The following is a 25,533-nucleotide window of genomic DNA, read 5'->3' on the forward strand; positions in this document are numbered from 1 at the left end:
CTTAGCCTCCCTGTCCTACATTTGCTACCACACTGATCTGTCGATTTTCTGGCACCTCAGAATAAGCCAAAATATGCAACGTCGGCAAACTGTATCTAAATAAACGTGCTAATTGCGAGCGTATCTGCGGCGCCACCAGCAATACCGCCGACTGCCCCGCCATCTCTAGCTTTTGCGACTCTTCTTTCAACGTCGAATGCAAACGCTCGGCCAAACCAGGCTCAATGGCCAACTGACCCTCTGGCGCACCTTGCGTAGCTTGTAGCAACAACTGTTCCAGACTTGGCTCCAACGTAATAACTTTCAATTCAGATTCCGATCCCAAGATATCCTGGACAATCGATCGTCCGAGTGCGGCCCGTACAAACTGAGTCAAATCATTAGGATCTTGAGTGACAGAAGCTCTGGAAGTCAACGCTTCTAAAATGGTTCGCATGTCTCTAATCGCCACTTTCTCCTGCAACAAACTCTGCAGAACTTTAACCAAAACAGCCAACGACAATCGATCGGGAACCAGTTCGTCCACAAGTTTAGGCGAGGTTTGCTTGAGTTTGTCCAATAACTGCTGGGTTTCATCATGCCCGAGCAATTCGTACGCGTAATCCTGAACAACTTGGCTGATATGTGTTGCAACAACCGTACTGGCATCGACCACGGTGTATCCCAAAGCCTGAGCCTGATCACGGTCTTTTACGTCAATCCATACAGCATCCAAGCCAAATGTCGGATCTTTGGTTGCCATACCGGCCACCTCACCGAACACCTGACCAGGGTTGATTGCCAATTCTTTGTCGGGAAAAACCTCTCCCTCACCCATGTTGACGCCCATGAGCATAATTCTATATTGGTTTGGTTTTAAGTCCAAATTATCCCGAATGTGAACCGGCGGAACCAAAAATCCGAGCTCCTGTGATGCCTTTCGACGGACCCCTTTTACACGTTCCAAAAGTTGACCGTTTTGCGACTTATCCACCATCGGAATCAGACGGTATCCGACTTCAAGCCCCAATACGTCCAAAGTCTGTACATCATCCCAGCTCAACTCAGGAGGCTTGGCTTCTGCCTCCTCCTCTTCAAAAATTTCAGCTTCTGTTTCAGGAGCGGTCTGCTGTTTTCTATGTATCAGGTAAGCGCCTGCACCGGCAACACTCGCAAATGACAAGAATGCCAGATTAGGCATGCCCGGAATCAAACCAAGCACTCCGACAATACCAGCGGTCATCCCCAAGGAACGAGGGTTGGCGAACATTTGCAGCTGCATCTGTTCCCCCATATCCTTCTGATCTCCCGATACCCGGGTCACGATAATCGCCGTCGCAGTGGAAAGCAATAAAGCAGGAATCTGTGCGACGAGCCCATCACCAAGTGTCAAAATGGTATACACCTGAATCGCATCTGAAAACGCCAGATCGTGCTGCCCCATCCCGATCGCAAATCCACCGATCAAGTTGATGAACAGAATGATGATACCGGCAACGGCATCACCACGGACGAACTTACTAGCACCGTCCATCGAACCGTAAAAGTCAGCCTCGGAAGCGATTTCACGGCGACGTTCCTGAGCCTGCTCCTGTGTAATTAACCCTGCATTCAAATCCGCATCGATCGCCATCTGTTTACCGGGCATCGAATCCAAAGTGAAACGCGCGCTAACTTCCGCGACTCGCCCGGCACCTTTCGTGATAACCACAAAGTTGATTACCACAAGAATTGCGAACACCACCAAACCGACGGCAAAATTTCCGCCGATTACAAATTCGCCAAACGCTTCGATGACGTGACCGGCAGCGGCACCTCCCTGATGCCCTTCCAATAAAATCACTCGCGTGGAAGCGATATTCAATGCAAGACGGAAAAGCGTGGCCAATAAGATAATGGTAGGGAAAATGGCGAAATCCAACGGACGCTTAGCATAGAGCGTCACCATCAGAACCACTAGAGATAAAGCGATATTAAAAGTGAAGAATACATCCAGCAACATTGGCGGCAACGGAATCGTAACCATACCCAATAATGCAAGAACGGCGATCGGCACCCCTAATCCACGAGTAAAATTCTGCTTAATATTTGCGAACAGCTGTTGAAGATCCATCTTGTCTCTTAATCACTTTTCTCTCGTAGAAACTACTCTGTCTTCATCTCTTCTGGAATAGGGAGATTATCAAAATTCGTTTGGTTCACCGGCTTACCGGCTTTCAACTGGTAAACATAGGCAAGTATCGCGGCAACCGCCTTAAATAAATCATAAGGAATCGCACGGTCTACTTCCGCATTATAGTATAAAGCTCGTGCCAATGGTGGGGCTTCTACAACCGGAATATCGTGCTCTTTCGCGATAGTACGAATCTGTGATGCCATAAAATCGATTCCCATAGCTAAAACAACAGGTTCTTGCATGCTTTCGGGATCGTATTTCAACGCAACAGCATAGTGAGTCGGGTTAGTTACGACCACATCCGCTTCAGGCACTTTCTGCATCATACGTTGCTGAGACATTTCCCTTTGAATCTGTCGAATCCTTCCTTTGACTTCAGGGTTACCTTCCTGCTGTTTATACTCTTCCTTGACCTCTTGCTTAGTCATTTTAAGCTGGCGATTGTGATCCCATAACTGAAATGGAACGTCAATCAAAGCCACGATAATTAAGGAAAGGCTGACGAAAATAAAGGCCTCAATAATCACACTGCCTGAATGTGCAAGCGCCTGTTTAAGAGGCTCGGCGGCAAGACCGACCACTTCCGAAAAAACGCTATACAGGAAAAACGTCGCGATCGAGATAACCAGAGTGAATTTTGCCAACGCCTTGAAAAGCTCAAGCAGCGACTTTGCTGAAAACATCCTCTTGATGCCGGACACCGGATTAAGCTTGCTTAATTTGGGCGCCATCGCCTTGGCACTGAAAGACCAGCCGCCCAACAACAAAGGAGACACGATGGCAATAAAAGCCATTACAAGCATAAAAGGCAAAATCATGAATATGGAACTCAGCAACATCCCTTCAATAACATTCCACATTTTCAATTCGTCGAACGCCACATCCCTCTCAAAACTCAGTCCCTGAATGGTGAAAACCTCGATGTGGGAAAACATGACACTGCCGTAAACCAACAGAAACACACCGGCCGATAGAGTCATCAATACCGTAGTCAGTTCCCTGGAGCGCGGTATCTGCCCCTTCTCTCTGGCTTCCCGAAGCTTTTTCTCGGTGGGTTCTTCGCTCTTTTCGCTGCCGTCTTCGTTCTCAGCCATCTCGCTTCCCTCTTAACCGCCCACCAAGCGCAAGCTGGCGAGTACGTCAATCGAACGAGTCACCAATTCTTGCAGATGCGGCAAAATCAAAGGCGTGGTTAAGGACAACATCACTAAACCGACCAATAAGGTTACAGGAAAACCGACCGCAAAAATATTCAGTGCCGGAGCTGCACGAGTGACAACACCAAACGCCACGTTGATTAACAACAAAGCTGTAATCGCTGGCAGTGCAACCAATACACCGGCAGAAAACATATAACTGCCAAACTCAACGATCGTTCTCAAACTTTCCTGATTCAGAAAATGCGTGCCAATCGGCAAATAATCAAAACTGTCGACAACGGCTTGAATCATCACTAAGTGGCCATTCATCGCCAAAAACAAGAGTGTGACGATAATTGTGAAATATTGCGAAACGACGGTCGATGTAACACCGGTTCCCGGATCCACCATTTGCGCAAATGCTAAACCCATTCCCATCGCAATGATATGCCCCGCCATGACAAAAGCCTGAAAAACGATTAAAAATACGGTTCCCATTACCAGGCCTATCAGGATCTGCTGAACCAGATAAAGTACTCCAAGCCAGGTGAAAGGATCGACAGGGGGCGGCAGTGTAAGTGTAGGCGCAACCACGATCGTAATCAGAAGGGTCAACATGATACGTGTTTGAGGAGAAACGGCGCTGATGCCGAAAAGAGGAAGAATGGAAATCATCGCACCGATTCTGACAAACGGCCAGAAATACAATCCGATTAACTGTAAGAATTCCGCATAACTAAACGTCATGATCTAACCAATCAGAGCAGGAATATTTTCATAAAGCTCTCGAGTAAAGGATAGTAAAGTCGTCAACATCCAAGGGCCGAAGATCACCAATGCCGCTCCGACAATGGCTAACTTTGGGATAAAACTCAGAGTCATCTCGTTGATCTGCGTAGCGGCCTGAAACATCCCTACCAACAAACCGATGATCAACGCAGGAATCAACAGAGGAGCTGCCAACATCGCCGTCACTTCAAGCATCCTCTGCCCTAAAGTCAAAACAAATTCCTGTTGCATCACACACCTCCGGGCACGACAAAACTGTTCGCGAGCGTTCCGACAACCAGTACCCAACCATCAATCAATACAAACAACATCAACTTGAATGGCAATGAAATGATCATCGGGGAAAGCATCATCATCCCCATCGACATCAGTAGACTGGCCACCACCAGGTCGATAATCAAAAATGGGATGAAAATCATGAAACCAATTTGAAACGCCGTTTTCAACTCACTGGTCATGAATGCAGGAATCAGAACTTTAAAAGGAACGGATTGCGGATCATCCAAAGTAATACCTGCCATTTCTGCAAACATTCCCAGATCGTCTTCCCGTGTCTGCTGCAACATGAATTGATACATCGGCTTGGAGCCAATTTCAACCGCTTCCTTAAACTGTATCTGTTCGTCAAGATACGGAGAAACCGCCGTATCATAAACCTTATCCAAAACCGGAGACATGATGAACAATGTTAAAAACATCGCTAGGGCGATCAAAACCTTGGTTGACGGAGTCTGCGACGTACCCAAGGCCTGACGCAGCAAGGCCAGCACAACAATAATCCTCAAAAAAGAGGTCATGGCAATTAATGCCGTCGGCAACAACGTCAATCCCGTCATCAACAACAGGATCTGCATCGTCAAGGTATAATCTTGATTACCTGCCGCGTCAGTTTCAACGGTGAACGCGGGAATTCCCGGCATGGCCCAGCTGACGATAGGAAAGCTACCTAATAGAACAAATAGTAGGAATTTAATGACTTTCACCGGAAATATCGCCGACCTCTTTTGGGTTAAGGTTATTTGATGTCTCTTTTTTCTTTGCCAGCGCTTCCTGAAGCCTCTGTGCAAACGAGCCGGAAATCGGCTCCGACGCTTTAACCAACACGGGTTCTTCGAGTTGATGCAGTGTCGTAATCTTGCTACTTGTCACACCTACCAGCAACTGCTCTTTACCGACTTGCAACAGCAAAATACGCTCTCTTTGACCGACTGACAAAGCGCCTACAACCTTCAAGTTACCGTCCGCTACGCCCGGAAAACGCCCATAACGCCGCAATAACCATGCTGATATAAAGATAATAAGCAATACCAGCACAAGTGACAACATAATTTGCCCAAAGTAATCGCTCGGCTGTGCTACGGACTCACCAATCTTAGCCACATCCTGTGCATAAATTAGTGGTGAAATCAGCAACCCCAAAATAGCAAAAAGAGGCTTAAAAAAACCTCTCGATGTATCTTGATAAAAAGATCGGCCTGCCATTATTTGAGCTTCTTGATTCGGTCTTGAGGGCTAATTACATCGGTTAGACGCACACCGAACTTGTCGTTGATTACAACAACCTCACCGTGGGCAATCAAAGTACCGTTGACAAGAAGATCTAAAGGCTCTCCTGCTAAACGGTCCATTTCAACCACGGATCCTTGCGTATAAGAAAGCAGATTGCGGATCGACACTTTCGCCCGACCAATTTCCAATTGAAGGGTCACGGGAATATCCAGCAAGACATCCAGATCAACCTTCTCTTTTCCATCTTCCCGGCTTGCCGCCAACTCGTCAAATGAAGTGGTTTCAGCAGTCGCAGTCGCTGCCTCAGCTTCTGCCTGTTCATTCAGAGCATCGCCCCATGCGCTCAAGTCGTCCTCTGCCGCACCTTCAGCTTCCGCCTGCTCGGCAAGCGCATCGCCCCAAGCACTTAAATCCTCTTCATCACTCATCGTACCACTCCTTCACATTTTCAACCTTTCGCTCTTGATAAGCAGGATGATGCAGTATTTTCTCAATTTTAACGGCTTTCTTATTCTGACTTTCACCCAATTTGCCGCGCATTATGGCGATACCTTCCGCCTTAATCGTAACTTGCTCAGGCATTTCTATCGGAATAATATCACCTTTTTCCATCTTCATGAGATCGTCCATATTCATTTGCAATTCAAGCAAATTCGTACTTAGGTCGATTTCAATATTCTTGGCTTCTTCCTTCAATGTGCGAGACCAGCGATTATCACTTTCTCCCTGAAGGTTCTGCATTCCTTCTTCGAGTTTATCTCGAACCGGTTCGAGCATCGCATACGGCATGACGATGTCAACACGTCCTTCAACCCCTTCGAAACGAACATTGATTGGACTGACCACAATCATATCGGTTGGATCGACGATACCTGCAAATTTCGGGTTCATTTCGGAATGCATATATTCGATTTCGATATCCATCACCGGCCCCCACGCTTTGCGCAGGTTTTCCGATGAGATATCCAAAATACTACGAACCATGCTCATTTCCACCGGGGTGTACTCGCGCCCTTCGATCTTGAAAGGCAGCAGGCCTGTTCCACCGAAATAGATGTCCACTGCCGTAAAAATCAGCTTGGAATCAAGTGTGAACAGCGAAACCCCGTTTAACGGATTGATTCGGTATATATTCAAACTGGTTGGAACGAACAGGTTTCTCAGATAGTCGATCATCTTGATGATTTTGACTTCACCCGGCGTCACTTCGACACTGGCCATGATCATCTCATTAAAATGCCGCTGAAACCCACGTGCGAAACGTTCGTTGATGATATCCAGAGCTGGTAGTCGCCCACGAACGATTCGTTCCTGGTTTGTGAAGTCGTACACTTTGGCACCGGCTCTCTCACCGGAGTCATCTCCTTCTGTCTCAACATCGCCACCGCCCATACCTTTCAATAGGGCGTCGACTTCATCTTGACTTAGAATATCATCCATTACCTTGTGCCTTATCCAATCGACTATTGCATGACAAAACGGGTCATATAAACATCTTCCAGAAGATCCGGATAAATGTTATGTTTTTCCAAAATCTTTTTAGCCGTCGCCAAAATCTCCGCTCGAAGTTTATCAGGGCCATCAGGTGTATTCAGATCGTTGTAGTGCTGGTTACGCAACAAACGCTGGATATCGTTTTTTAGAATTGGACGCAAATGTTCCATTTCACCGTTTTCACCCACCAACCCTGCGTAGTAAGACATGAATTTCAAATCCACGGCAAGATACTTGGCTTGTCCGTCACCGTTGAAATTCACAACGAACTTATCCATAGTGAAATACATCGGAGGCGTATTTGGCTCAGGTGGTTCAAGTTGCTTATACTTTGGGGAATAGGTTTTTACATGCCCCATATTCTCTGCCGACGCAGCCCCCTCATCACCGTAATTGGCATCTGCATGCATTTCGGTTTCTGCAACGTGATTGCCATTTGACTTGTCACCTCCGCTCAATAGCAAGAAAGCCAACACGCCAATTCCAATCACCAATAGGATTAAAATCACTAAAAGGACAATGATCAGACCTTTGCCGCTTTTTTCTTTTTTAACCTCTTCTTCAGCCATATCTATCCCTTAAACACAAAAAATTAAATTAAGTGAAAACTCTTTCATTTCAAACTTTCTGGATTCGCCAACTGGCTCTCTAAATCCGTCAATTCGGGTGCATCACTAAGACTCTTCAAACGTTCCTCAGCCTCTTTCGTGAGCAATATAATGCTAATTCTTCTATTGCGAGGATTATACGGGTTTTCTTTATCAAATGGCACTGTATCTGATAGCCCAACCACTTGCGCAATTCTTCCGCCGTCAACACCACCCTGTAAGATCAATCTTCGAGCCGCATTGGCTCGGTCGGCCGACAATTCCCAGTTTGTGTATTCGGCATTATCATGATATCCGGCCGAATCAGTATGTCCGGTAATACTGATCTTATTCGTCGACTTGGCCAGCACAGATCCAACTTCCCTCAACAGCTGTGCGGCGTATTCTCTGGGGATGTCCACCCCGGATGCGAACATCGGCTTTTTACGATCATCCAATATCTGCACCCTTAAACCATTTGGTGTGATATCGATTTTCATCTGTTGTTTCATTTGATCCAAAACAGGCGTTTCTTCAATTTTCTGCTCCAGCTCCTGCTTCATAGCCTCAAGCTGCGCTTGCTCTTTGGCTTTTTCAGCACCGTCATTATCACCTTCTCCAGCCTTAGGCGCATCTTTGAACCCGCCCATATCGATCATAGAATTGGATGTCTGTCCCGATTCACTGGATTCAATCAACTTCACCGGCGAGGCCTCTATCACAGTCGGATCGCGGAAATATTCGGCAATCGCTTTCATATCCTGCTGGTTCGAACCCGACAAAATCCATAACATCAGGAAAAATGCCATCGCTGCGGTCATGAAATCCGCGAATGCAATTTTCCATGCCCCGCCATGCGCGGCATGAGGGCACTTATTAATGCGTTTGATAATTATGGATTGTTCGTCACTCATTTCGACTCTCTAAACACGACCTAACCAAAGGTTATTTTTGCGTTTGCAGATATTCATCCAATTCCTGGAAGTTTGGGCGAACCTGCCCTGGAATGGCCTTTCGACCGAACTCCACAGCTACTTGAGGTGCATAACCGTTTAAATTTGCCATCAAGCAGGTCTTAATCACACCGTAAAATGCACTTCCTGCATTCGCCCTGTTAGACAAGTCCGATGAAATCGGCGCTACGACACCGTAGGCAACCAAAATACCCAAAAACGTCCCCACAAGAGCAACGGACATATGATGGGCAATTTCCATCGGCCCCGCATCCAAATAACTCATGGTGATAACGATACCCAATACCGCAGCCACAATACCGAATGCCGGCAAACCTTCCGCAACCTTATTGATAGCTTCCGCCGGCTTCAAAGCCTCATGATGGTGAATATCCAACTCCAAGAGCATCAAATCTTCCAATTGATACGGGTTCGATGCACCACTAATCATAAGACGTAGATAGTCACAGATAAAATCTACTGCATGATGGTCGGCCGCAACCAAAGGCGCACTATTAAACAATTCGCTCGAATGCGGTTCTTCAACATCCGCCTCGATTGACATCAACCCTTCACGACGCGCTTTATTGAAAAGGCGAAACATCAATCCTAGCAACTCTAAATGCAACTCCTTGGTATACGGAGAACCTTTCGCCAACTTCAAACTGCTACCGAAGCCTGCCTTAATGACCCAGCCAGGGTTTGCGATGATAAACGCACCTAATGCACCACCACAAATAATAAGCACTTCTAACGGCTGAATCAGAATCCCAATACTTCCATGAGGAAGATAGCCTCCGAGCAGGGAACCTATAACAATCAGCGTACCGACTATCGCTTTCATACTGGCCTTACCTTGTTCTTTTTATTATCTCTCTTCATGAATCTAATCAGTGCGTCTTATGTGCCAATGACGAGAGTGCCACCTGGGCCTCTTTCAACTTAACCAAGTTGTCGGCAATCTCACTCAGAGCCTCATTGACCTTCATCGCCTGGGACTGTGTCGCTTCAACTCGTTCCTGCCCGTTTTCCATTACTCCAACGGCATTGCGAGCCCGTTGCTGCAATTCTTCGATGATTGTCTGAATCTCCGTAGTGGCCTGCTGAGTTTTACCGGCAAGAATCCGCACCTCGTCGGCAACCACGGCAAACCCTCTTCCGTGCTCACCAGCACGCGCCGCTTCAATCGCCGCATTCAAGGCCAACAAGTTGGTTTGCTCAGCGATGTCACGAATCAGAACCAAAACGGTTCCGATATTGCTGCTATCCTCTTCCAGCTGTTTAATCACAGAAGAAGCTTCGGCCACTTCCTCCGTCCAACCACTGACTTCGCTAACGACCTTTTGGGAAGACTGCATGCCACTTGCAGAGCCGCGGCTCAATAAACCAACAACCTCTTCCAGGTTATTTGCCGCCAACTCCAAATCTTGACCATCTATACCATTTGCAGAGCTGACCGTTGACATCTCACTTTGCTGGGCATAGCACACCGCCAAAGCACCATTCAGCTCTTCGATCTGTGACTCCAGTTCGGCAATGCGCGAATCGGCATGAGACTTTTCAGCCATCGCAACCGCAACCTTATTCTGGGCCAGCTCAAGTACTCGGTTCAAGCTACTCAACAGTTTCGGATTAGTGTTCTGTGACTTCAGAACCGTTCCAAGAGATTCATTGTTCAAAACATCCTGCAAATCGTTCAGCAATTCGGATTGCTCACAAATAGCAGACTTGTTGCACCAGAGCAGATACACCAAGGCTCCGACTATTACAGCCGTAACAACTACGGCAATACCGATGAATCCAGCTGTTGGAAGTCCGTCTTCAGTCGTACCCGCCATTACCGACATCGGCATGAAAAGTGACATTACCAAGCCTTTCTGTAAAAAATTCATCCTATGCTCCTAAGCGTAATAATCGACAAGATTATCTGTTGAATATGTTTGTGAATCCGATTCGCCCACCGACGCATCCGCTTCGGTACTGCCGACCATGTTTGAAGAGTTTCCTAGCTGCTCTTCACCATCTTTGCCGTCAGAATCCTGTGCAAACTCCCGCTGATCGCTCACATCCACGGAACCCAAATCGATTCCGGCCTGTTCCATCATCTCCTTAAGCCTAGGCATCGCCGCTTCCATAGCTTCACGCGTAACACCGTGCTGGGCCGTCATGACGACATGCACCTGCTGATCACGATCGATGTGCAATTTAACCTGAACCGGCCCTAATTTTTCAGGATTCAAAGTAATTTGTGCCTGCTGAATCTGATTGTTTGCCATATATACGACTCGCTGCCCCAAAGATTGCCCCCATCTCTGATGGGTAACTGGCAGGCCAATCGACTGCAACCCTTGCGGCAATTGTGCACGTCGATCCAAATTCAACAAATTATTTGACGCTTCCACATCAGGAGAATCCAGAACAGGAGCCCCTTCTGTATTGAATTGTAAAGGTGCTTGACGCTCCACGTTCTGCAGACGGGCCGCCTGAACATTCTGAACAAACGCTTGCGCCATCTGCGCAACTTGCTGTTGAGATTGTCCACCTGAATTTTGCTGCCCTTGATGCTGTGCTCCTTGCCCTTGCTGTCCTTGTTGACTATTATGGCTCTGTGAACCTTGCTCAAAAGACACATGATTTCTCGCCATCGATTGCTGTGAATGATTGGCTGCTGCTCCGTTTGCACTATTGGATAAACCGTTTTCAGGTTTTACAACAGAAGCTGAAGACTTATCCAAACCATCTGTCGCCATACCGATCACATGCTCTTCGGAAGGTTCCATCTCAGAACCAACAAGCACAGGCTGATCATCCACCTCTTCACTCACAGAATCGGCTTGCGCCTTATCGCTCACCAACTTGTCGTCAACCTGAGCTTCAACACTAAAAGTCGTATCCACCAATACCTCTTCAGGAGACGCATCAGTCTCAACAGGTGTCAAACCTGTCACATCCTCAGATTTCGCCACATCCAAATCTGTATCATTTTCATCGTTCATCTTACCTTTAGACGATTCCAGTCCATAAGCCAAACCTTTTGATTGGTCAGGGTGTTCCGGATGCTGAGGATGCACAGGATGTTCCGTTTGAGTTTGCCGTTCCACACGAACCTGGGATTGCACTGCATAACCAGGTGCCGTCGTATTGCGGCTCTGGCTCTCTGAATCCGCTTCAACCTTGGTGCGCTGAACGGCTGAATTGACCTCGACAGGTCTCATTAATTCATTTTCGGTTTCACTTGAAACGGGAATGGAAACGCCACCTTCCGGTAAATCCGATTCTGTCAGAGTTTGAGCCTCAACACTTTCCGGCGGCAATGCACTTGCTGACAACACAGGAGCATCGGCAACATCCACCGCCTCATCAGAAACAGCTCCTTTTACAAGCCCTCCGACTACACCTTGCGGAATATGGGCTGGTTCACCCTGAGATAACGTCAGTGGCTTTGAAATTGTTTTTCCTTGGGAATTTACAAAAGAAATAATTTCCTGACCACCTTTAAAATCGGATGGATTCATACTTTCAACTAAAGGCTCACCTTCTTGAAGCCCCATTACCGCGCCTTTCGTCTCAATCAGCCCGGACAAAGCCTCGTCTCCGGCAAATTCGACAGGTAAAACTGAAACAGCCGCATGCTCATCGGCAACTTGAATCCCATTGGCTTCAGATCCAACCGGGAAATTTGACAACATGGCAGAACGCGCACCTGACATGGCCGGCATAGGAGTTCGTGCACCATCTTCAGGGGCAATCGTCGATTCAAGAAGCGCCGCGAAGCCCCCTTTTCCTGGCAATGATTGCCGTTCATTACTTCCCTGAAGCACTGCTCCCGATGGTTTCAAGTCTGATAAAACCTGCTCTAACATAGTGTTTTTCACCACATCTCTATTTTAAGTTGTAAAGTAAAAAGCAACATGCATGCCGCATTTTCACAACCTATAAAAATCATCACTGTTTTTTATTAAAATTCTGGCTGCTCAACTCATCAAGAAAACGTTGTTCTTGCTTATCCAATTTAAACTGGTGATCCTGCACCAACTTTCCGTGCAGTTTTTTTAATGCGTTCATCCTTGTCCGCTTTTCCAGCCATGCCTCTCTGGCACGCTCCACCATCTTGGAAAACTCATCAACCTTATCAGACTCCGCTTGAACCGCATGCTGAAGCTTGGCAACGAACGCCTGAGTGGAAAGCATCTGAATAGGTTGGAACGTCTGACCTTTAGACACATTAGCCTGAGAGTACTCTTCTACATAAGTCTTCAACATTTCCAATTGCTGCAAATGATGCTTATGTTGAGCTTGGATCTCGGCAAACGTTTTTGCCGACCTTTCTTCTTCAATTTCGGCCAGGTCCACCAAAGTTTGAATCTTTTGAATGCGAGACGTCAAAGCAGCTCCGAAATACAAAGATGGTTAAAAATTAACCCAACGACTTCTGCAACTCGGCAACACTGTCCTGTACCGAGTACCGTTCATCAATCTGCTGGGATAAAAATTGCATTAAATCAGGGCGTTTTGCAATGGCGGCATCAATATTGGCATCACTGCCCTTTCGATATGCACCAACATTGATAAGATCCTGGTTTTGCTGATAGGTCGCATACAATTGTTTAAAACGGCGTGCTTGATCCATCTGCTCCTTAGGAACGATCTCAACCATGACTCGACTGACCGAAGACTCTATATCAATAGCAGGATAACGACCGGAGTCAGCAATCTCACGAGACAAGACAATGTGCCCATCCAACACCCCTCGGGCGGAGTCGACAACCGGATCGGACTGATCGTCTCCTTCTGCCAATACCGTATAGATTGCCGTGATCGAACCTGCTCCAACTTGTGCATTTCCCGCACGTTCAACCAATTGAGGCAATTTAGAAAATACCGAAGGCGGATAACCTTTACTGGCCGGAGGCTCACCAATCGCTAACGCAATCTCGCGCTGAGCTTGAGCGAAACGGGTTAACGAATCCATCAACAATAGAACATTCAGCCCCTGGTCACGAAAATATTCGGCGATCGCGGTGGCTAACATAGCCCCATGCAATCGCATCAAAGGGGGGTCATCGGCAGGCGTCGCAACCACGACAGACCTTTTCAATCCCTCTTCACCTAAGTTGTTCCGTACAAAATCATTCACTTCTCGGCCACGTTCACCGACTAAGCCAACCACAACCACATCAGCATTAGTGTATCGAGTCATCATACCAAGCAGAACACTCTTACCGACACCGGTTCCCGCCATTAATCCGACACGCTGACCTCTTCCCAATGTCAGCAATCCGTTAATCGCCTTAATTCCGACATCCAACGGGGCTTCAATCGGCGCCCTTTTTAACGGATTGACCCGCCGTCCGGAAAGTAACACTTCGTCCGTCGTTTCGATTGAACCCTTTCCATCTAGCGGGCTTCCGGAACCGTCTACAATCCTACCAAGCATTGCCGTTCCGACCTTCACCTTTACACCGCCCGGTACTGGTACGACCTTGGCATTTGGCGACAACCCTTGTGTATCGCCGATCGGCATCAAAAATAATCGGTCATCATGAAACCCGACAACCTCCGCTTCAATCGGATCGCCTTGAGTACTCACGATTTGGCAACGTGATCCAACCGGAGCGAACGTACCAACAACTTCCAAAGTCATGCCGACCATACGCACCAACCGCCCTTCAACCACTAATGAAGAGGGCAAATGGATTTCTTGAGAAAGCTGATCGAGCTTTCCAGAAACTGTCTGATTGATGTGTGTGGCAAAATCCATGAAAACAATCCTGGTTTAACTTCTAATGCGCATGATTATGGTATGAGCGGCCTGCCATAGCAAGCGATCAGGAGAGAGGTTTATCGACATTATTAACCGGCGTCGGAATCCGGTTTGTCAGCATCCGCAACAGCTTGCGCCTGTAACTTGACACTCATGCTTTCAAATCGGTGTTTCCAGTTATGCTCAATCGAGGAGAAATCCTGTTTGATTTTGCATGTGCCGACTTCAACGGCATCACTACTCTGTACATTCCAATTTTCTGCAAAGTTCGTACTTTGCTCAGAAATCAAGTCGAAGTCTTTGGGATTCAGAAAAATTTCTATCGGGCTTAAACTATCGTTTAACGCTGAAACAGACTCGCGAATAATTTTCATAACCCAATCCGGATTATCTCCAATCTTTTGCTGAATCACTTCTTCTGCAATATTCAAAGCCAAATTGGATAAACTCTCGAATACCTTTTTTTCCAATAACTTATATGGCTTATCCAACGATTCCAACAAAGCATTTAACTGTTCTATCTTTGGGGCCAGAGTCTCTTCAGCTTCGACCAAGGCAATTTCCTTACCTTCCTGCTCTCCAAGCACTTTACCTTCTGCATACCCCGCATCAAAGCCTTCCTGCTTGGCAAGCTCATAAGCTTCTTTTTTTAAGATTTCGGTCTGGCGTTGAATTTCAGGCTGCATTTTTTGCTTTAGGTCGTCATAGACCTTTTGCTCTCTTTCAAGCGCTTTCTGCTCGACCTCTTTTTCAAGATTATTAAGATGCCATGTACGGATTTGTGGTTTCTCCAGCTCTTTTGCAGGAATCACCTTGGTAACTTCCTGCACAGACTCTTCGGCCGTTTCTTTTGAATCCGTAACTTGCTTATCAGGCACTATACGAACTCCTCACCACCACCAGGCATCACTACTTTCTCTTCATCCGCTAAACGTCGAACAATTTGAATGATGTTTCTCTGAGCTTCTTCCACCGCACTGAGTTTCACAGGTCCGCCCATCTCAAGATCGTCACGCATGATATCCGCCTGACGTTTGGAAACATTGGATAGGAATTTCTCTTTAAGATCGTTATCGGCACCTTTCAGGGCGACAATCAGCACCTCATTAGGCACCTCGGCAACAATCGTCTGGATACCGCGGTCATCGATACCGATAATGTCATCGAAGACGAACATCTTATCTTGAATCGCTTTACTGACATCTTCGTGCTCGACGGCAATATCATCCAGAATTCTGGAATCGACACCACTACCGACCAAGTTCAGGATTTCAGCCGCTCGTTTTTCACCACCAATAGTCGCCAACTTACCGCCTTCACCATCATTAGAGGCATTTTCTAGTACATCATTAAGGTCAAACAATGCTCGTGGTTGAATCGTCGTCAAGGTAGCGATACGGTAAATAACTTCTGCCTGAAAGCGCTCTGGAATACCTCTCAGAACCTCTGCAGCCTGATCGGCATCAAAATAAGACAACACAATCGCAACGACCTGAGGGTGCTCGTTACGCAGCATGTTGGAAATCGTCGACGGGTGCATCCATTTCAAAGCCTCCAAGCCTTTCACTTGATCGCCCAACAATGCCGCATCCATCAAATGTCCGCCGCTCTCGCCAAGCGCATCGGCCATCAACGATTGTGCATATTCGTTTGGATCCACACCGAGCGCATCTTCACCCAATTCATCAAGATAAGATTGCATCACATTATGAATATCACTTCGTGTAATGTTCTCGATGGAAGTCATGGCAGAACCGATCTGCTGAACTTCTCTTGGATTAAGGTGCTTCAACACTTGAGCGGCATTGTCTTTGCCCAGTGCCAGCAGAAAAATTGCCGCACTGTCCAATCCGCTAAACTGTTTCCCTTCTCCCATCTCCTCAATGGCTGAATCTGGCATCTTACTTATTCCCCGACATCCACTGTTTGATTATATGGGCTGCAACCTTCGGATCCGCAGCCACCATAGTACGAACTTTTTCAAGCAACTCATGCTCGGCATTCGATTCCGCTTCCGATTCGGCGGCAGTCTGTTCAACTTCTTCGCTCATCTGTTCAAGCGCCTTGGAAATTTCGTCGACGTTCTCAAGTTCCTCTTCTTCCTCTTCCGGAACCTCTTCAGGGTACGCCAAAATACTCTCTTCTTTCTTCGCCAGATCCTTCAGCATTGGACGAATCACACCAAAGATGATAATCAATACAGCAAGACCCGCCAGTAACTGTTTAACCAGATCCCAGAACCAGTTTTCCTGCCAGATCGGAGTAATTTCTATCTCTTCCGGCGGTGCGACCACAAAAGAAGCATTTACAACGGTCAAAGTGTCACCACGGGTCTCATCCAATCCCACCGTATCACTTACCAAACGGCGGTAACGCAACAGCTCGTCATCCGTCAAAGCAGTTTTTACGACATTATCGTCCTGATCCAGAACCGTCTTATCATCCAGGACAACCGCAACAGACAAACGATGAATGTTACCGACCGAATTTTTGATATGACTGACCGTACGGTCCAACTCATAGTTCTTGGTTTTCTTCTCAGTGGAGTTTCTTAGGTTCGGATCCTTTTCTGCACTGTAACCTTCTTCAGGTGCGATTCCTGCTCGCGGAGGCTGATTCGTCAAGGCACCAGGAATTCCGGTCGGCCCTTCATTACGGTTAATCTCTTTGACTTCTTGTTCTGAACGAATTGCTTCCGGATCCGGTTCATAATTCTCTCGGGTTTGCTCTTGCTGGGTAAAATCCAACTCCGCTGTGACTTGGGCACGAACCTTGTCCTCACCGCCAACGATAGGCGCTAACAACTTGATGATTCGATTTGAAAGCGTTTCTTCAACCGTACGAGTATAGTCGAGCTGCTTCATACTCATATTCATGGTACCGCTTGAATGGGCATCTCCAGTCAATAGATTCCCGCGCTGATCCACAACCGTGACGTCTTTAACGTCCATATTAGGAATACTGGAAGCCACCAAATAAACAATGGAGCTGACTTGCTCCTCATTTAGGCTTCTACCTGGATAAAGTTTTACCGCTACGGAAGCCGATGGTTTCTGTTGCTTGCGCACAAACACGGAACGTTTTGGTAAACCCAACATTACTCGAGCTGACTTTACGGCATTGATAGAAGAAACGGTTTTAGCCAGCTCACCTTCTAAAGCACGATGGTATTGAGTGGTTTCCTTGAATTGAGAGATACCAAAACCTTGCTCGACATCAAGCAATTGATAACCCGTGGCCGCCTGCTTAGGAAAACCGGCAGCAGCCAGCTTCAAACGTAATGCATAAACCTGATCCGACGGCACCAGAATACCGCCACTTGACTGGTCGATTCGATACTCGACCTGCTCCTGTTCGAGCGTCTGAACCACTTCGTTGATATCTTTGGCATCCAGGCTGCCGAAAAGCAAAGTATAAGGCGTATTTTGCGACCAGAGTAGAATACCGACGGTTAAGGCGATACTAGCGGCAAGTGCAATGACGAGACTGACCTGTTTGGCGACGGACAGCGCCATGAGATTATTTAGAAGCGTCGACCCCACACCTGTCGCTTGTTGCGGGTTCAGAGAGGAATCAAATGACGCTTGAGGATCAGCCATGGTGTTTCTTCTTTACGGTTAAAATTGGTAAACTCAAAAAACCGATTAAATCGGCATATTCATGATGTCTTTATAAGCTTCGGTCAGCTTGTTTCGTACCTGGGTCATCGCCTGGAACGACAAACTGGCTTTTTGAGCCTGCAACATGACTTCGGATAGTTCAACGTCGAGATCACCGCGTTCAAATGCTTCTTTCATTTGACCCGCTTTTTGCTGTTGTGAGTTCACGGCATTGACGGAAGAAGCCAACAATTCGGCAAAATTATCCGCTTTCTCTTCACCGGTTTGTGCCACACCTTCAACAGGAGCGTCAGGCTTACTTGCCGCCTGCGCCGCCAAAGAACGCATCTGTAACATCAAACTTTGTGTATCAATCGTGCTCATCAGGCTTAGAACTCCAACTCTGTAATCGATCCGATCCAGAACTTCTCAATTTAATAACCAAAAACCACCGTGGCAATAACGTTACTCTATTATGTCACAGTGAATTATTTTATAACGAATAATGCAAAACTAACAGCAATTGATATGCCAAAAAAACGTCAAAAAACCAACAGGCCTGCTCAGTTTCGCTAAATTATTTTTTTTCCTGTCGATAACAACAGGATATATCATTTAAATCCACCCTCGTTTCCACACAGAGGGTTACGGAACTTCCACACCTTGCTCTTTAAGCTTGGCGATTTTATACCTTAAAGTTCTCGGGCTGATATTCAGAGTCTCCGCCGTTTTTTGTCGGTGCCCGTTATTCTGCTGCAAAGTTTCCAGTATCAAAGCAATTTCCCGGGCCTTTAAATCCTTAATCTCTGCTGAACTGCCTGCAATACTTGAAGCGTCAACGGCATCGGACTGATCCGCCCTCTGCTCGGTATGAAACATTTCGTTCGTCCCGTCTTCCAAATCAAGCAAAATATCCTGTTTCTGAATGGTATCGCCCGACATCATCACCAAGGCTCGCTGGATGACATTATCCAATTCACGGATATTGCCCGGCCACGAGTACTCAATCAGCTGTTTCATCGCAGGCGCTGACACCATTGGCTCGATTCGGTTTCTACCACAGTGTCGCTGTAGTAACCTTTCAGTAATCGCAGCAATATCTCTCGGGCGATCTCTCAAGGGAGGCAAGCGCATTGGAAACACATTCAAACGATAATAAAGATCCTCTCGAAAATCTCCGTTCTGAATCGCCTGTTTCATCGATACATTCGAGGCACTCAGTACTCTAACATCCAACTGGATCACTTTATGGCTGCCGATTCTTTCGACTTCACGCTCTTGCAGGACTCGCAACAGTTTTGCCTGAAGATCAGGCTTCATCTCACCGATTTCATCTAGAAAAATCGTGCCGTGTTGGGCCTGTTCAAACTTACCGGGCATTGATTTCGCGGCCCCGGTGAATGCCCCTTTTTCATAGCCGAACAACATGGCTTCAAGCATGTTTTCAGGAATAGCGGCACAGTTAATCGCAACAAATGGCTGCTTACTGCGGGAAGATTGGTTATGAATGTAACGGGCTAAAACCTCTTTACCTGTCCCGCTTTCACCACTAATAAAAACGCTGGCATCACTTTCAGCAACTTTTTTTGCCATGTTTTTCAACTGCTGAGTCGCGGGATCGGCTACAACGAAGTCATCTTCACTAGATGCATCACGATTAAAATAGACTTTGGCTTTTTCAACCAGCACGTTGGCTTCAAATGGCTTAACAATATAATCCACAGCACCGGCTTTCATCGTATCTACGGCCTGCTCAATCGTACCGTAAGCCGTCATCAGAACAATCGGCAAATAAGGCTTGATTGCTCTGATACGCTTCATCAAGGTGTATCCGTCCATTCCGTCCATACGGATGTCGCTAAACACCATTCCGATATCGTCATCAAGAGCAACCAGCGCATCTTCAGCACTGCTGACACTCAACGCTTCAAAACCGTTCAAGGACAAAGTATCCACCAATGCTTCTTGCAACTCTTGGTCATCTTCGACAATCAATACTTTTGCGATACTCATTCTATTCCCTTTACTTCAGCCAACGGCAACCGGATTCCAAACTTAGAACCATACCCCGGAATCGATTTCACCCAGGCCTGCCCATTATGCGCTTCCGCAATCGCTCTGACTACCGCCAAGCCCAAACCTGTTCCTTTAGCCCGGCTGGTATAAAATGGTTCAAAGACCTTTTCCAAATTTTCCGATTCAATTCCAGGGCCATTATCACTGACGACGATATCCACCTTGTCATCACCAAGCTTATTGACGGTCACTTGAACCTTAGCCTCTTTACCAACCACATCAATGGCATTGCCGATCAAATTCTGCAGAGCGGTGACCAGGCCATCCTGATCACCGGTCACGGCCAGTCCAGGTATAAATGAATCGAACTGAACCTCACTGCCTGTTAATTTAGCCTGCTGCTCCACAGCATGCTTTACCAATTCAAGCAATTGACGCAACTCGACGCGCTGCTCGCTCCCCTTTCCGCCCTTGGCGTATTGCAACATATCCTTCACCAAGCCTTCCAAATGCCGCAAACTGTGCAATGCTTTACCTACAAATTTCTCTCGCCTCGGCTCGTCGAGTTGTTCGGAATTCATTTGGGAAACGTACAATAAAGCGGAAGCCAATGGGGTTCGGATCTGATGTGCCAGTGAAGCGGCCATCTCCCCCATGGAATTTAATCGTTGATGACGGTTGACGTGATCCTGCAAGTGTCTTGCAGATGTCACATCCTGAATCAATAGGATTTTTCCAAGTGCCTGATCCAAATCCGTTTCGGAATACTGGAAGACTTTTTCATCATGAGTGATTAATTCACCAGCATCATTCCTGGTCAAAAACGCATTCATCACCACTACGTCCCAATTCCGACCTAATGCATCTGCACCCAAAATCCCTTCGGCACTTGGATTCATTTCCAAAATCTCATCATTTTGATTCAAAACAATGACGCCGGCCGGCAAAAGATTCAACAAACGACTTAGACGATCCGCCACCCGGCGTTTTTCACGATCGCTTTTAGCAAGCTGCATCTGCAGATCCGACACTTGTTGCTGCAAGGCTTCATAAGCATGAGTCAACTGCAGAGAAGTTTCGTTAAACAGTTCGAAAGCCTGTTCAAGCTCAACTAAACGATTTTTCTCCACTTCATTCAACACGATGCTCTCCCGCTTCTTAGTCAGCTCAAATCGTACTTACGGATTTTCTCAACTAACGTGGTTCGATTTGTCTGCAACAGTTTTGCAGCCTGTGAGACATTTCCGTCGGTCTGGGAAAGTGCTTTTTGGATCAGTTGCACTTCCATCTCGACGAGATAGGATTTCAAATCGAGTCCTTCGTTCAAATTCGGCGCGTTATTGAAAATCCCGTCTGAAGCCGAGTCTTGAACCGAAGACTGCTCATTTTTCTGGTTATCAACAACGCTAATACTGTCCGATGCCTCAGTAGACGGCTGCTCGGCAACCGACACTTCTGGCGCACTCTCGAGTTCTGCCGCTTTAACCTTAATCAACTCGACGTCTTCAGGCAGTGTCACCTGGTATCGGCTCGGCAAATCGTCATAATCAACCGGCAAATCTGGAAATAAGATGGATAGACGTTCCGCAAGATTCCCCAACTCCCTGACATTTCCGGGCCAATCATAATGCTGTAAAGCGATTAAGGCCTTTTCTGTCATCTTAGGAATCAAACGACCGTTTTCTTGAATTTTCTGAAACATGAAATTGAACAGGGCAGGTATATCTTCACGGCGTTCCCGTAAAGCCGGCATTTCAATAGGAAAGACATTCAGACGGTAAAACAGATCTTCTCGGAAAGTGCCGTCGGCAATATTGTCTTCCAAATCCCTATGGGTAGCCGCTACAACACGGACATCACACTGAAAGCTTTTATTGCCGCCAACACGTTCGTAACTTCGTTCCTGTAGAACCCTCAATAACTTGACCTGCATCGGCAAGGGCATATCACCAATTTCGTCTAGAAAGATAGTGCCTTTTTCAGCCATCTCGAAGCGGCCCTTTCTAGCGGTAATCGCCCCGGTGAACGCCCCTTTTTCATGACCGAAAAGTTCACTTTCAAGAAGTTCTCCGGGAATCGCACCGCAGTTGATTGGAACAAAGGCTTTACCACTTCGTGCGGAAGCAGAGTGAAGGCATTGCGCAACAACCTCTTTTCCCGTACCGGACTCCCCCAATATCAGAACTGTCGCGTCCGTCTGTGCGACCTGAAGAATCAGTTTTTTAACCTTTTGCATCGCTGGCCCATCGCCAACTAAAGAAGATAAAAGTTCTTGGGACATCTAACCGCCGTTTCTAATTGACCTCTACGGTAACCTTTATATACGGCTTTTTACTCGATGTCAAAATTTTGGCAATATTTTTTAGAAGGGAATTATTTCATATATTTTTTGAGCGCCGACATTGCATGAGTGTTTTTTTCATAATCGGTGGAAAGGATTTTCTGCGCTCGAAGAATGCAATTTTGAATTTGCTGATTATCTTCCAATAGCTGGGCACCAATCACATCCAACTCCTGGCCATATTTAGACACAGCCGATTCTAATTGGCCTTGCCAACTAGAATCCAACTGAGAAAAGTACTCCCAATCCTCTTCAAGAGCGGAATTGAGCATGTTTCTGGAATGTGCCAGAAGTTGAATTTTGGTTTTTTCTAGAGAGTCCATCAGGCTCTTAAACGCTCAATTTGTTCTTTTGAAGAACGTTTGATCATCTCAGGCATCTCTTTCCACGCATCGTTCAGTGTTTTGATATGCTCGATAACTTCATCAACCATCGCCACATCATTTTTAGACGAAGCTTCAAGAACACGTCGATAACAATAATCGTACAGATCATAAAGGTTTCCGGCCACGTCTTTACCATTTTCCATATCGACACCAGCACGTAAGGCATTAATAATACTCAATGCCTTGTTCGAAAATTCGGCCTTTTTCTCAAAGTCTTTTTTCTCGATAAACACCTTAGTCAGATTCAGGTTCTTCAAAGCACCATCGTATAGCATCTCAACCAACTTATGTGGAGTCGCCTCGGAGACAGCTGTCTCAACAAAGTTTGAGGCGTATTGTTGTGCAAATTTATTTCGCATTGCCATATTCATTGGATGTTTCCCTCGTTCAATCTTTTATTTTTTTAGTTACTGCTGTTGTTACTAAATGTTGCCGATAAATAATCTCTAGTCTGCTGCGAGCTCTGAATAATCGACTGCAGCGCAGAAAATTGCATCTGGTATTTCAATAGAAGCTTCTCGTAACGCGCATCAATTTTCTTATTGCGTTCTTCGTAATTGTCCATCTTATCATTCAAGTTATTGATTCTTTCCGAAACCAAACCAAAATCGCTTTTGAACAGGCCATCGACAGTATCTTCCATCAAGCTCGCAAAGCCTTGTGCGTAAGTGATGGTTCCACGCGCGCCCAAAGCGCCACCAAGAACTTCGAACTCCAAGCCTCTCACCTCAGCGTCGTTTCCGGCAATAACCGCAAAATCACTGACCTTTACCTTACGGCCGTCAGTCGCGTCCGCATAAGCACCAATATTCATGGTTCCACTCGCCGTGGTGATGGTACCGTCCACATTCTGCCCGATATCGGTCAGGTCAGCCGTGAATCCGGCATTGGCGAAGTTGGCAAAACCTGTCAATTCAACGGTCGAGAAAATCCCAAAACGGTCTGAAGTCACTGTTAAAGCACCTCCAGCAGTCGAGATGTTTATAGATGCGCCTGCCGCTTGTACATCGGTGTTGGAATTGATGTTATTCGTCATCTTGGTCGCTAACTCTTCCAAAGTATAACGCCCGGCCTGAATCGTCACGGCAGAAGTAATCGACTCGTCCACCTTGACGTTAAAGGAAGCGTCCGCCGCCGACAAATCAATTAACTGCTGCCCCGCATATGCTCCGCCGGAGAATCCTTGATTGGTCAGTCCCGTCGAACTCAAAACATCTGCGGTTCCCTGACCAGCAGCTGAAGTGATTTCAAAACGCGATTGACTAGAGTCGTAAGCGAATGTCGCGATTCCAGCACCAAATACAGCATCAATCTGTGTCTGGATCTGAGCTGCCACTTCGTCCTTGGTAGCATAAGTTCCGGCAATCGAAGACAAGTCGATCAGATTTGCCGTCGCACCGATCTGTAGATTTAAAGAAGCACCAGCGTCGATAGTCAAGGCAGCAGTCGCGTCTGTAACACGGTCTCCGGCAACGCTCTCATCGGTAGATAAGGTTACAGCCCCCCCCGTTACAGTCGCTCTGTCCGCCAATTGTGTGATGTCCAACTGATAATTACCGGTCTGAGTCTTGGATGAACCGGCTAAAACGTTCACCAAAGGATCATTACTGCTTCCGCCTTTTGAAAATAGATTCGACAAAGCCTGCATATCGTTTGTTGCAACGTTGTTCAGGATCGTATCATCCACTTGTAAGATACCATCGCTGTTAAGCGTAATTCCGACCAAAGCCAAAGAATTATAATTACTGGTCAACTCTCCGATCGTACCGCTCAAGGAAGATTCGATTTGGGATTTCACCGAACGCAACAAACTGCTACCAGCCAAATCACCAAAGTACTTGTACTCTTCAGAATCCAATTCCGCTTGGGTCAAATCGCCTTTGTTGTAGCTTCCCAACTCATCCAGAATCGTACCCAGTTGATTGTACACATCCACAAAACTTTTGATGGTATCCGTTACATTCTGGGTATCCTGTCCTACTGTCACCGTTTTCGGGCTGCCGATAGATGCGGAATTCAACTGAAAAGAAACGCCTTCGATCACCTGATCAAACGTATTAGTCGCACTGGTAACGGTCAAACCGTTCAATACCATCACCGCGTCCTGCGCTTCTGAAGTCGTAGTCATACCGTTCGTGTCGAAATCGGCCAAACCGGAAATACTCACTTCACCGGCCGCACCGGTCTGCTTCGAAGTGAACATCATTTGGTAACTTCCACCATTGTTGATAATCGAAGCCGTCACTCCGTAATCACCATTATTGATGACTTTCTGCAGCCCTTCCAAAGTATTGTTGGTCGCATCAACCGTAATCGCATGAGTCTGCCCGCCAACCTGAATATTAAGCGTGCCGTTGGAAATGGTATCGGACGGAGATGTATAGGTCTTATTTGCGACCATGGTGTGCGCCTGGGCAATCTGTCTGGATTCAATCTGATAAGACGCTAGAGCCGCCGTGCTGTCAGCCGTTACGGTCACAACCCCTTCATCGGAAGAGGTGCCTGACTTCAAGGAAAAGATATCCGGCGACGATAAATCCGTTACATAGGTTTTGAACGCCTGTAAATTGGTTTGCAAGAACTTCAAAGCGTCTAATTCGGTCGACACTTTCTCTTGGTTCTTCTCTATGATGGCTCTTGGACCGGCAACTTCTGCCTCTGCCAAAGCTTTTGACATATTACCGATATCAAATGTACTGTTCGTCAGTGTATTTAATAGCGTAGTACCGATTTCATTAGCCATAACAGCGCGCTCCTGGTCCAAAAATATTTTTATTTCTTTATTGTTAAAGCATCATAAA

The 25,533-nt window shown here is 46.7% G+C and carries 25 protein-coding genes; all 25 read right to left on the reverse strand.

Translation table 11 applies throughout. The annotated features are described in order from the left end of the window. Nucleotide 1: 1 nt before the first annotated feature. The 25 genes from flhA to fliD all read right to left on the reverse strand — a co-directional run bounded on the left by flhA (nt 2) and on the right by fliD (nt 25,475). Nucleotides 2-2,092: a flagellar biosynthesis protein FlhA gene (gene flhA, locus QCB45_RS03215; protein WP_279419160.1), complete on the reverse strand. Its 2,091-nt coding sequence runs from the start codon at nt 2,090-2,092 to the stop codon at nt 2-4. 32 nt (nt 2,093-2,124) lie between these two features. Beyond that, a complete protein-coding gene (flhB, locus tag QCB45_RS03220) occupies nt 2,125-3,249 on the reverse strand; it encodes a flagellar biosynthesis protein FlhB (RefSeq protein ID WP_279419161.1) in 1,125 nt (374 codons plus the stop codon). A gap of 12 nt (nt 3,250-3,261) precedes the next feature. Continuing rightward, nucleotides 3,262-4,041, reverse strand: a complete 780-nt coding sequence (fliR, locus tag QCB45_RS03225; RefSeq protein WP_279419162.1) for a flagellar biosynthetic protein FliR — start codon at nt 4,039-4,041, stop codon at nt 3,262-3,264. Between the two features lie 3 nt (nt 4,042-4,044). After that, nucleotides 4,045-4,314 carry a flagellar biosynthesis protein FliQ gene (fliQ, locus tag QCB45_RS03230; protein WP_279419163.1) on the reverse strand — a complete coding sequence of 90 codons (270 nt, stop codon included), beginning with the start codon at nt 4,312-4,314 and terminating at the stop codon, nt 4,045-4,047. Beyond that, nucleotides 4,314-5,066, reverse strand: a complete 753-nt coding sequence (gene fliP, locus QCB45_RS03235) for a flagellar type III secretion system pore protein FliP (protein WP_279419164.1) — start codon at nt 5,064-5,066, stop codon at nt 4,314-4,316. Before fliP ends, fliQ begins: the two co-directional genes overlap by 1 nt. Continuing rightward, the gene (gene fliO, locus QCB45_RS03240; RefSeq protein ID WP_279419165.1) at nt 5,053-5,409 is read right to left on the reverse strand and encodes a flagellar biosynthetic protein FliO; all 357 of its coding nucleotides are present in this window, start codon (nt 5,407-5,409) and stop codon (nt 5,053-5,055) included. Before fliO ends, fliP begins: the two co-directional genes overlap by 14 nt. A 155-nt stretch (nt 5,410-5,564) precedes the next feature. After that, nucleotides 5,565-6,020, reverse strand: a complete 456-nt coding sequence (fliN, locus tag QCB45_RS03245) for a flagellar motor switch protein FliN (protein WP_279419166.1) — start codon at nt 6,018-6,020, stop codon at nt 5,565-5,567. After that, nucleotides 6,013-7,032 (reverse strand): flagellar motor switch protein FliM, encoded by a 1,020-nt coding sequence (gene fliM / locus QCB45_RS03250; protein ID WP_279419167.1) that lies wholly within the window; start codon nt 7,030-7,032, stop codon nt 6,013-6,015. The genes fliN and fliM overlap by 8 nt, the downstream gene beginning before the upstream one ends. 23 nt (nt 7,033-7,055) lie before the next feature. Beyond that, nucleotides 7,056-7,655 (reverse strand): flagellar basal body-associated FliL family protein, encoded by a 600-nt coding sequence (locus QCB45_RS03255; protein ID WP_279419169.1) that lies wholly within the window; start codon nt 7,653-7,655, stop codon nt 7,056-7,058. Nucleotides 7,656-7,699: 44 nt separating this feature from the next. Next, the gene (gene motB / locus QCB45_RS03260) at nt 7,700-8,587 is read right to left on the reverse strand and encodes a flagellar motor protein MotB (RefSeq protein ID WP_279419172.1); all 888 of its coding nucleotides are present in this window, start codon (nt 8,585-8,587) and stop codon (nt 7,700-7,702) included. A 31-nt stretch (nt 8,588-8,618) separates the two neighbouring features. Continuing rightward, nucleotides 8,619-9,470, reverse strand: coding sequence for a flagellar motor stator protein MotA (gene motA / locus QCB45_RS03265; RefSeq protein ID WP_279419173.1), 852 nt, complete (start codon nt 9,468-9,470; stop codon nt 8,619-8,621). A 46-nt stretch (nt 9,471-9,516) separates the two neighbouring features. After that, complete coding sequence (locus QCB45_RS03270) at nt 9,517-10,518, reverse strand: methyl-accepting chemotaxis protein (protein WP_279419175.1); 1,002 nt, start codon at nt 10,516-10,518, stop codon at nt 9,517-9,519. Between the two features lie 9 nt (nt 10,519-10,527). Further along, complete coding sequence (locus QCB45_RS03275; RefSeq protein WP_279419177.1) at nt 10,528-12,501, reverse strand: flagellar hook-length control protein FliK; 1,974 nt, start codon at nt 12,499-12,501, stop codon at nt 10,528-10,530. Between the two features lie 70 nt (nt 12,502-12,571). Further along, nucleotides 12,572-13,012: a flagellar export protein FliJ gene (gene fliJ, locus QCB45_RS03280; RefSeq protein WP_279419178.1), complete on the reverse strand. Its 441-nt coding sequence runs from the start codon at nt 13,010-13,012 to the stop codon at nt 12,572-12,574. Nucleotides 13,013-13,043: 31 nt separating this feature from the next. Next, nucleotides 13,044-14,387 carry a flagellar protein export ATPase FliI gene (gene fliI, locus QCB45_RS03285; RefSeq protein WP_279419180.1) on the reverse strand — a complete coding sequence of 448 codons (1,344 nt, stop codon included), beginning with the start codon at nt 14,385-14,387 and terminating at the stop codon, nt 13,044-13,046. A 92-nt stretch (nt 14,388-14,479) separates the two neighbouring features. Continuing rightward, the gene (locus QCB45_RS03290; RefSeq protein WP_279419182.1) at nt 14,480-15,268 is read right to left on the reverse strand and encodes a FliH/SctL family protein; all 789 of its coding nucleotides are present in this window, start codon (nt 15,266-15,268) and stop codon (nt 14,480-14,482) included. After that, nucleotides 15,268-16,290 (reverse strand): flagellar motor switch protein FliG, encoded by a 1,023-nt coding sequence (fliG, locus tag QCB45_RS03295; RefSeq protein WP_279419183.1) that lies wholly within the window; start codon nt 16,288-16,290, stop codon nt 15,268-15,270. The genes QCB45_RS03290 and fliG overlap by 1 nt, the downstream gene beginning before the upstream one ends. Before the next feature lies 1 nt (nt 16,291). Next, entirely contained in the window at nt 16,292-17,989 is a 1,698-nt protein-coding gene (gene fliF, locus QCB45_RS03300; RefSeq protein WP_279419185.1) for a flagellar basal-body MS-ring/collar protein FliF, read from the reverse strand. A 45-nt stretch (nt 17,990-18,034) separates the two neighbouring features. Next, nucleotides 18,035-18,373 carry a flagellar hook-basal body complex protein FliE gene (gene fliE / locus QCB45_RS03305; RefSeq protein WP_279419189.1) on the reverse strand — a complete coding sequence of 113 codons (339 nt, stop codon included), beginning with the start codon at nt 18,371-18,373 and terminating at the stop codon, nt 18,035-18,037. Nucleotides 18,374-18,634: 261 nt separating this feature from the next. After that, a complete protein-coding gene (locus tag QCB45_RS03310) occupies nt 18,635-20,002 on the reverse strand; it encodes a sigma-54 dependent transcriptional regulator (protein ID WP_279419192.1) in 1,368 nt (455 codons plus the stop codon). After that, nucleotides 19,999-21,147, reverse strand: coding sequence for an ATP-binding protein (locus QCB45_RS03315; protein WP_279419193.1), 1,149 nt, complete (start codon nt 21,145-21,147; stop codon nt 19,999-20,001). Before QCB45_RS03315 ends, QCB45_RS03310 begins: the two co-directional genes overlap by 4 nt. Before the next feature lie 20 nt (nt 21,148-21,167). Further along, nucleotides 21,168-22,286, reverse strand: a complete 1,119-nt coding sequence (locus QCB45_RS03320; protein ID WP_279419194.1) for a sigma-54 dependent transcriptional regulator — start codon at nt 22,284-22,286, stop codon at nt 21,168-21,170. A 92-nt stretch (nt 22,287-22,378) separates the two neighbouring features. Beyond that, nucleotides 22,379-22,669, reverse strand: coding sequence for a hypothetical protein (locus QCB45_RS03325; protein ID WP_279419196.1), 291 nt, complete (start codon nt 22,667-22,669; stop codon nt 22,379-22,381). Further along, nucleotides 22,669-23,103 (reverse strand): flagellar export chaperone FliS, encoded by a 435-nt coding sequence (gene fliS, locus QCB45_RS03330; protein WP_279419197.1) that lies wholly within the window; start codon nt 23,101-23,103, stop codon nt 22,669-22,671. Before fliS ends, QCB45_RS03325 begins: the two co-directional genes overlap by 1 nt. Before the next feature lie 32 nt (nt 23,104-23,135). Further along, nucleotides 23,136-25,475: a flagellar filament capping protein FliD gene (gene fliD, locus QCB45_RS03335; protein ID WP_279419199.1), complete on the reverse strand. Its 2,340-nt coding sequence runs from the start codon at nt 25,473-25,475 to the stop codon at nt 23,136-23,138. Nucleotides 25,476-25,533 lie beyond the last annotated feature (58 nt).

It is taken from the genome of Thiomicrorhabdus sp. ZW0627 (assembly GCF_029767005.1).
Classification (GTDB): domain Bacteria; phylum Pseudomonadota; class Gammaproteobacteria; order Thiomicrospirales; family Thiomicrospiraceae; genus Thiomicrorhabdus.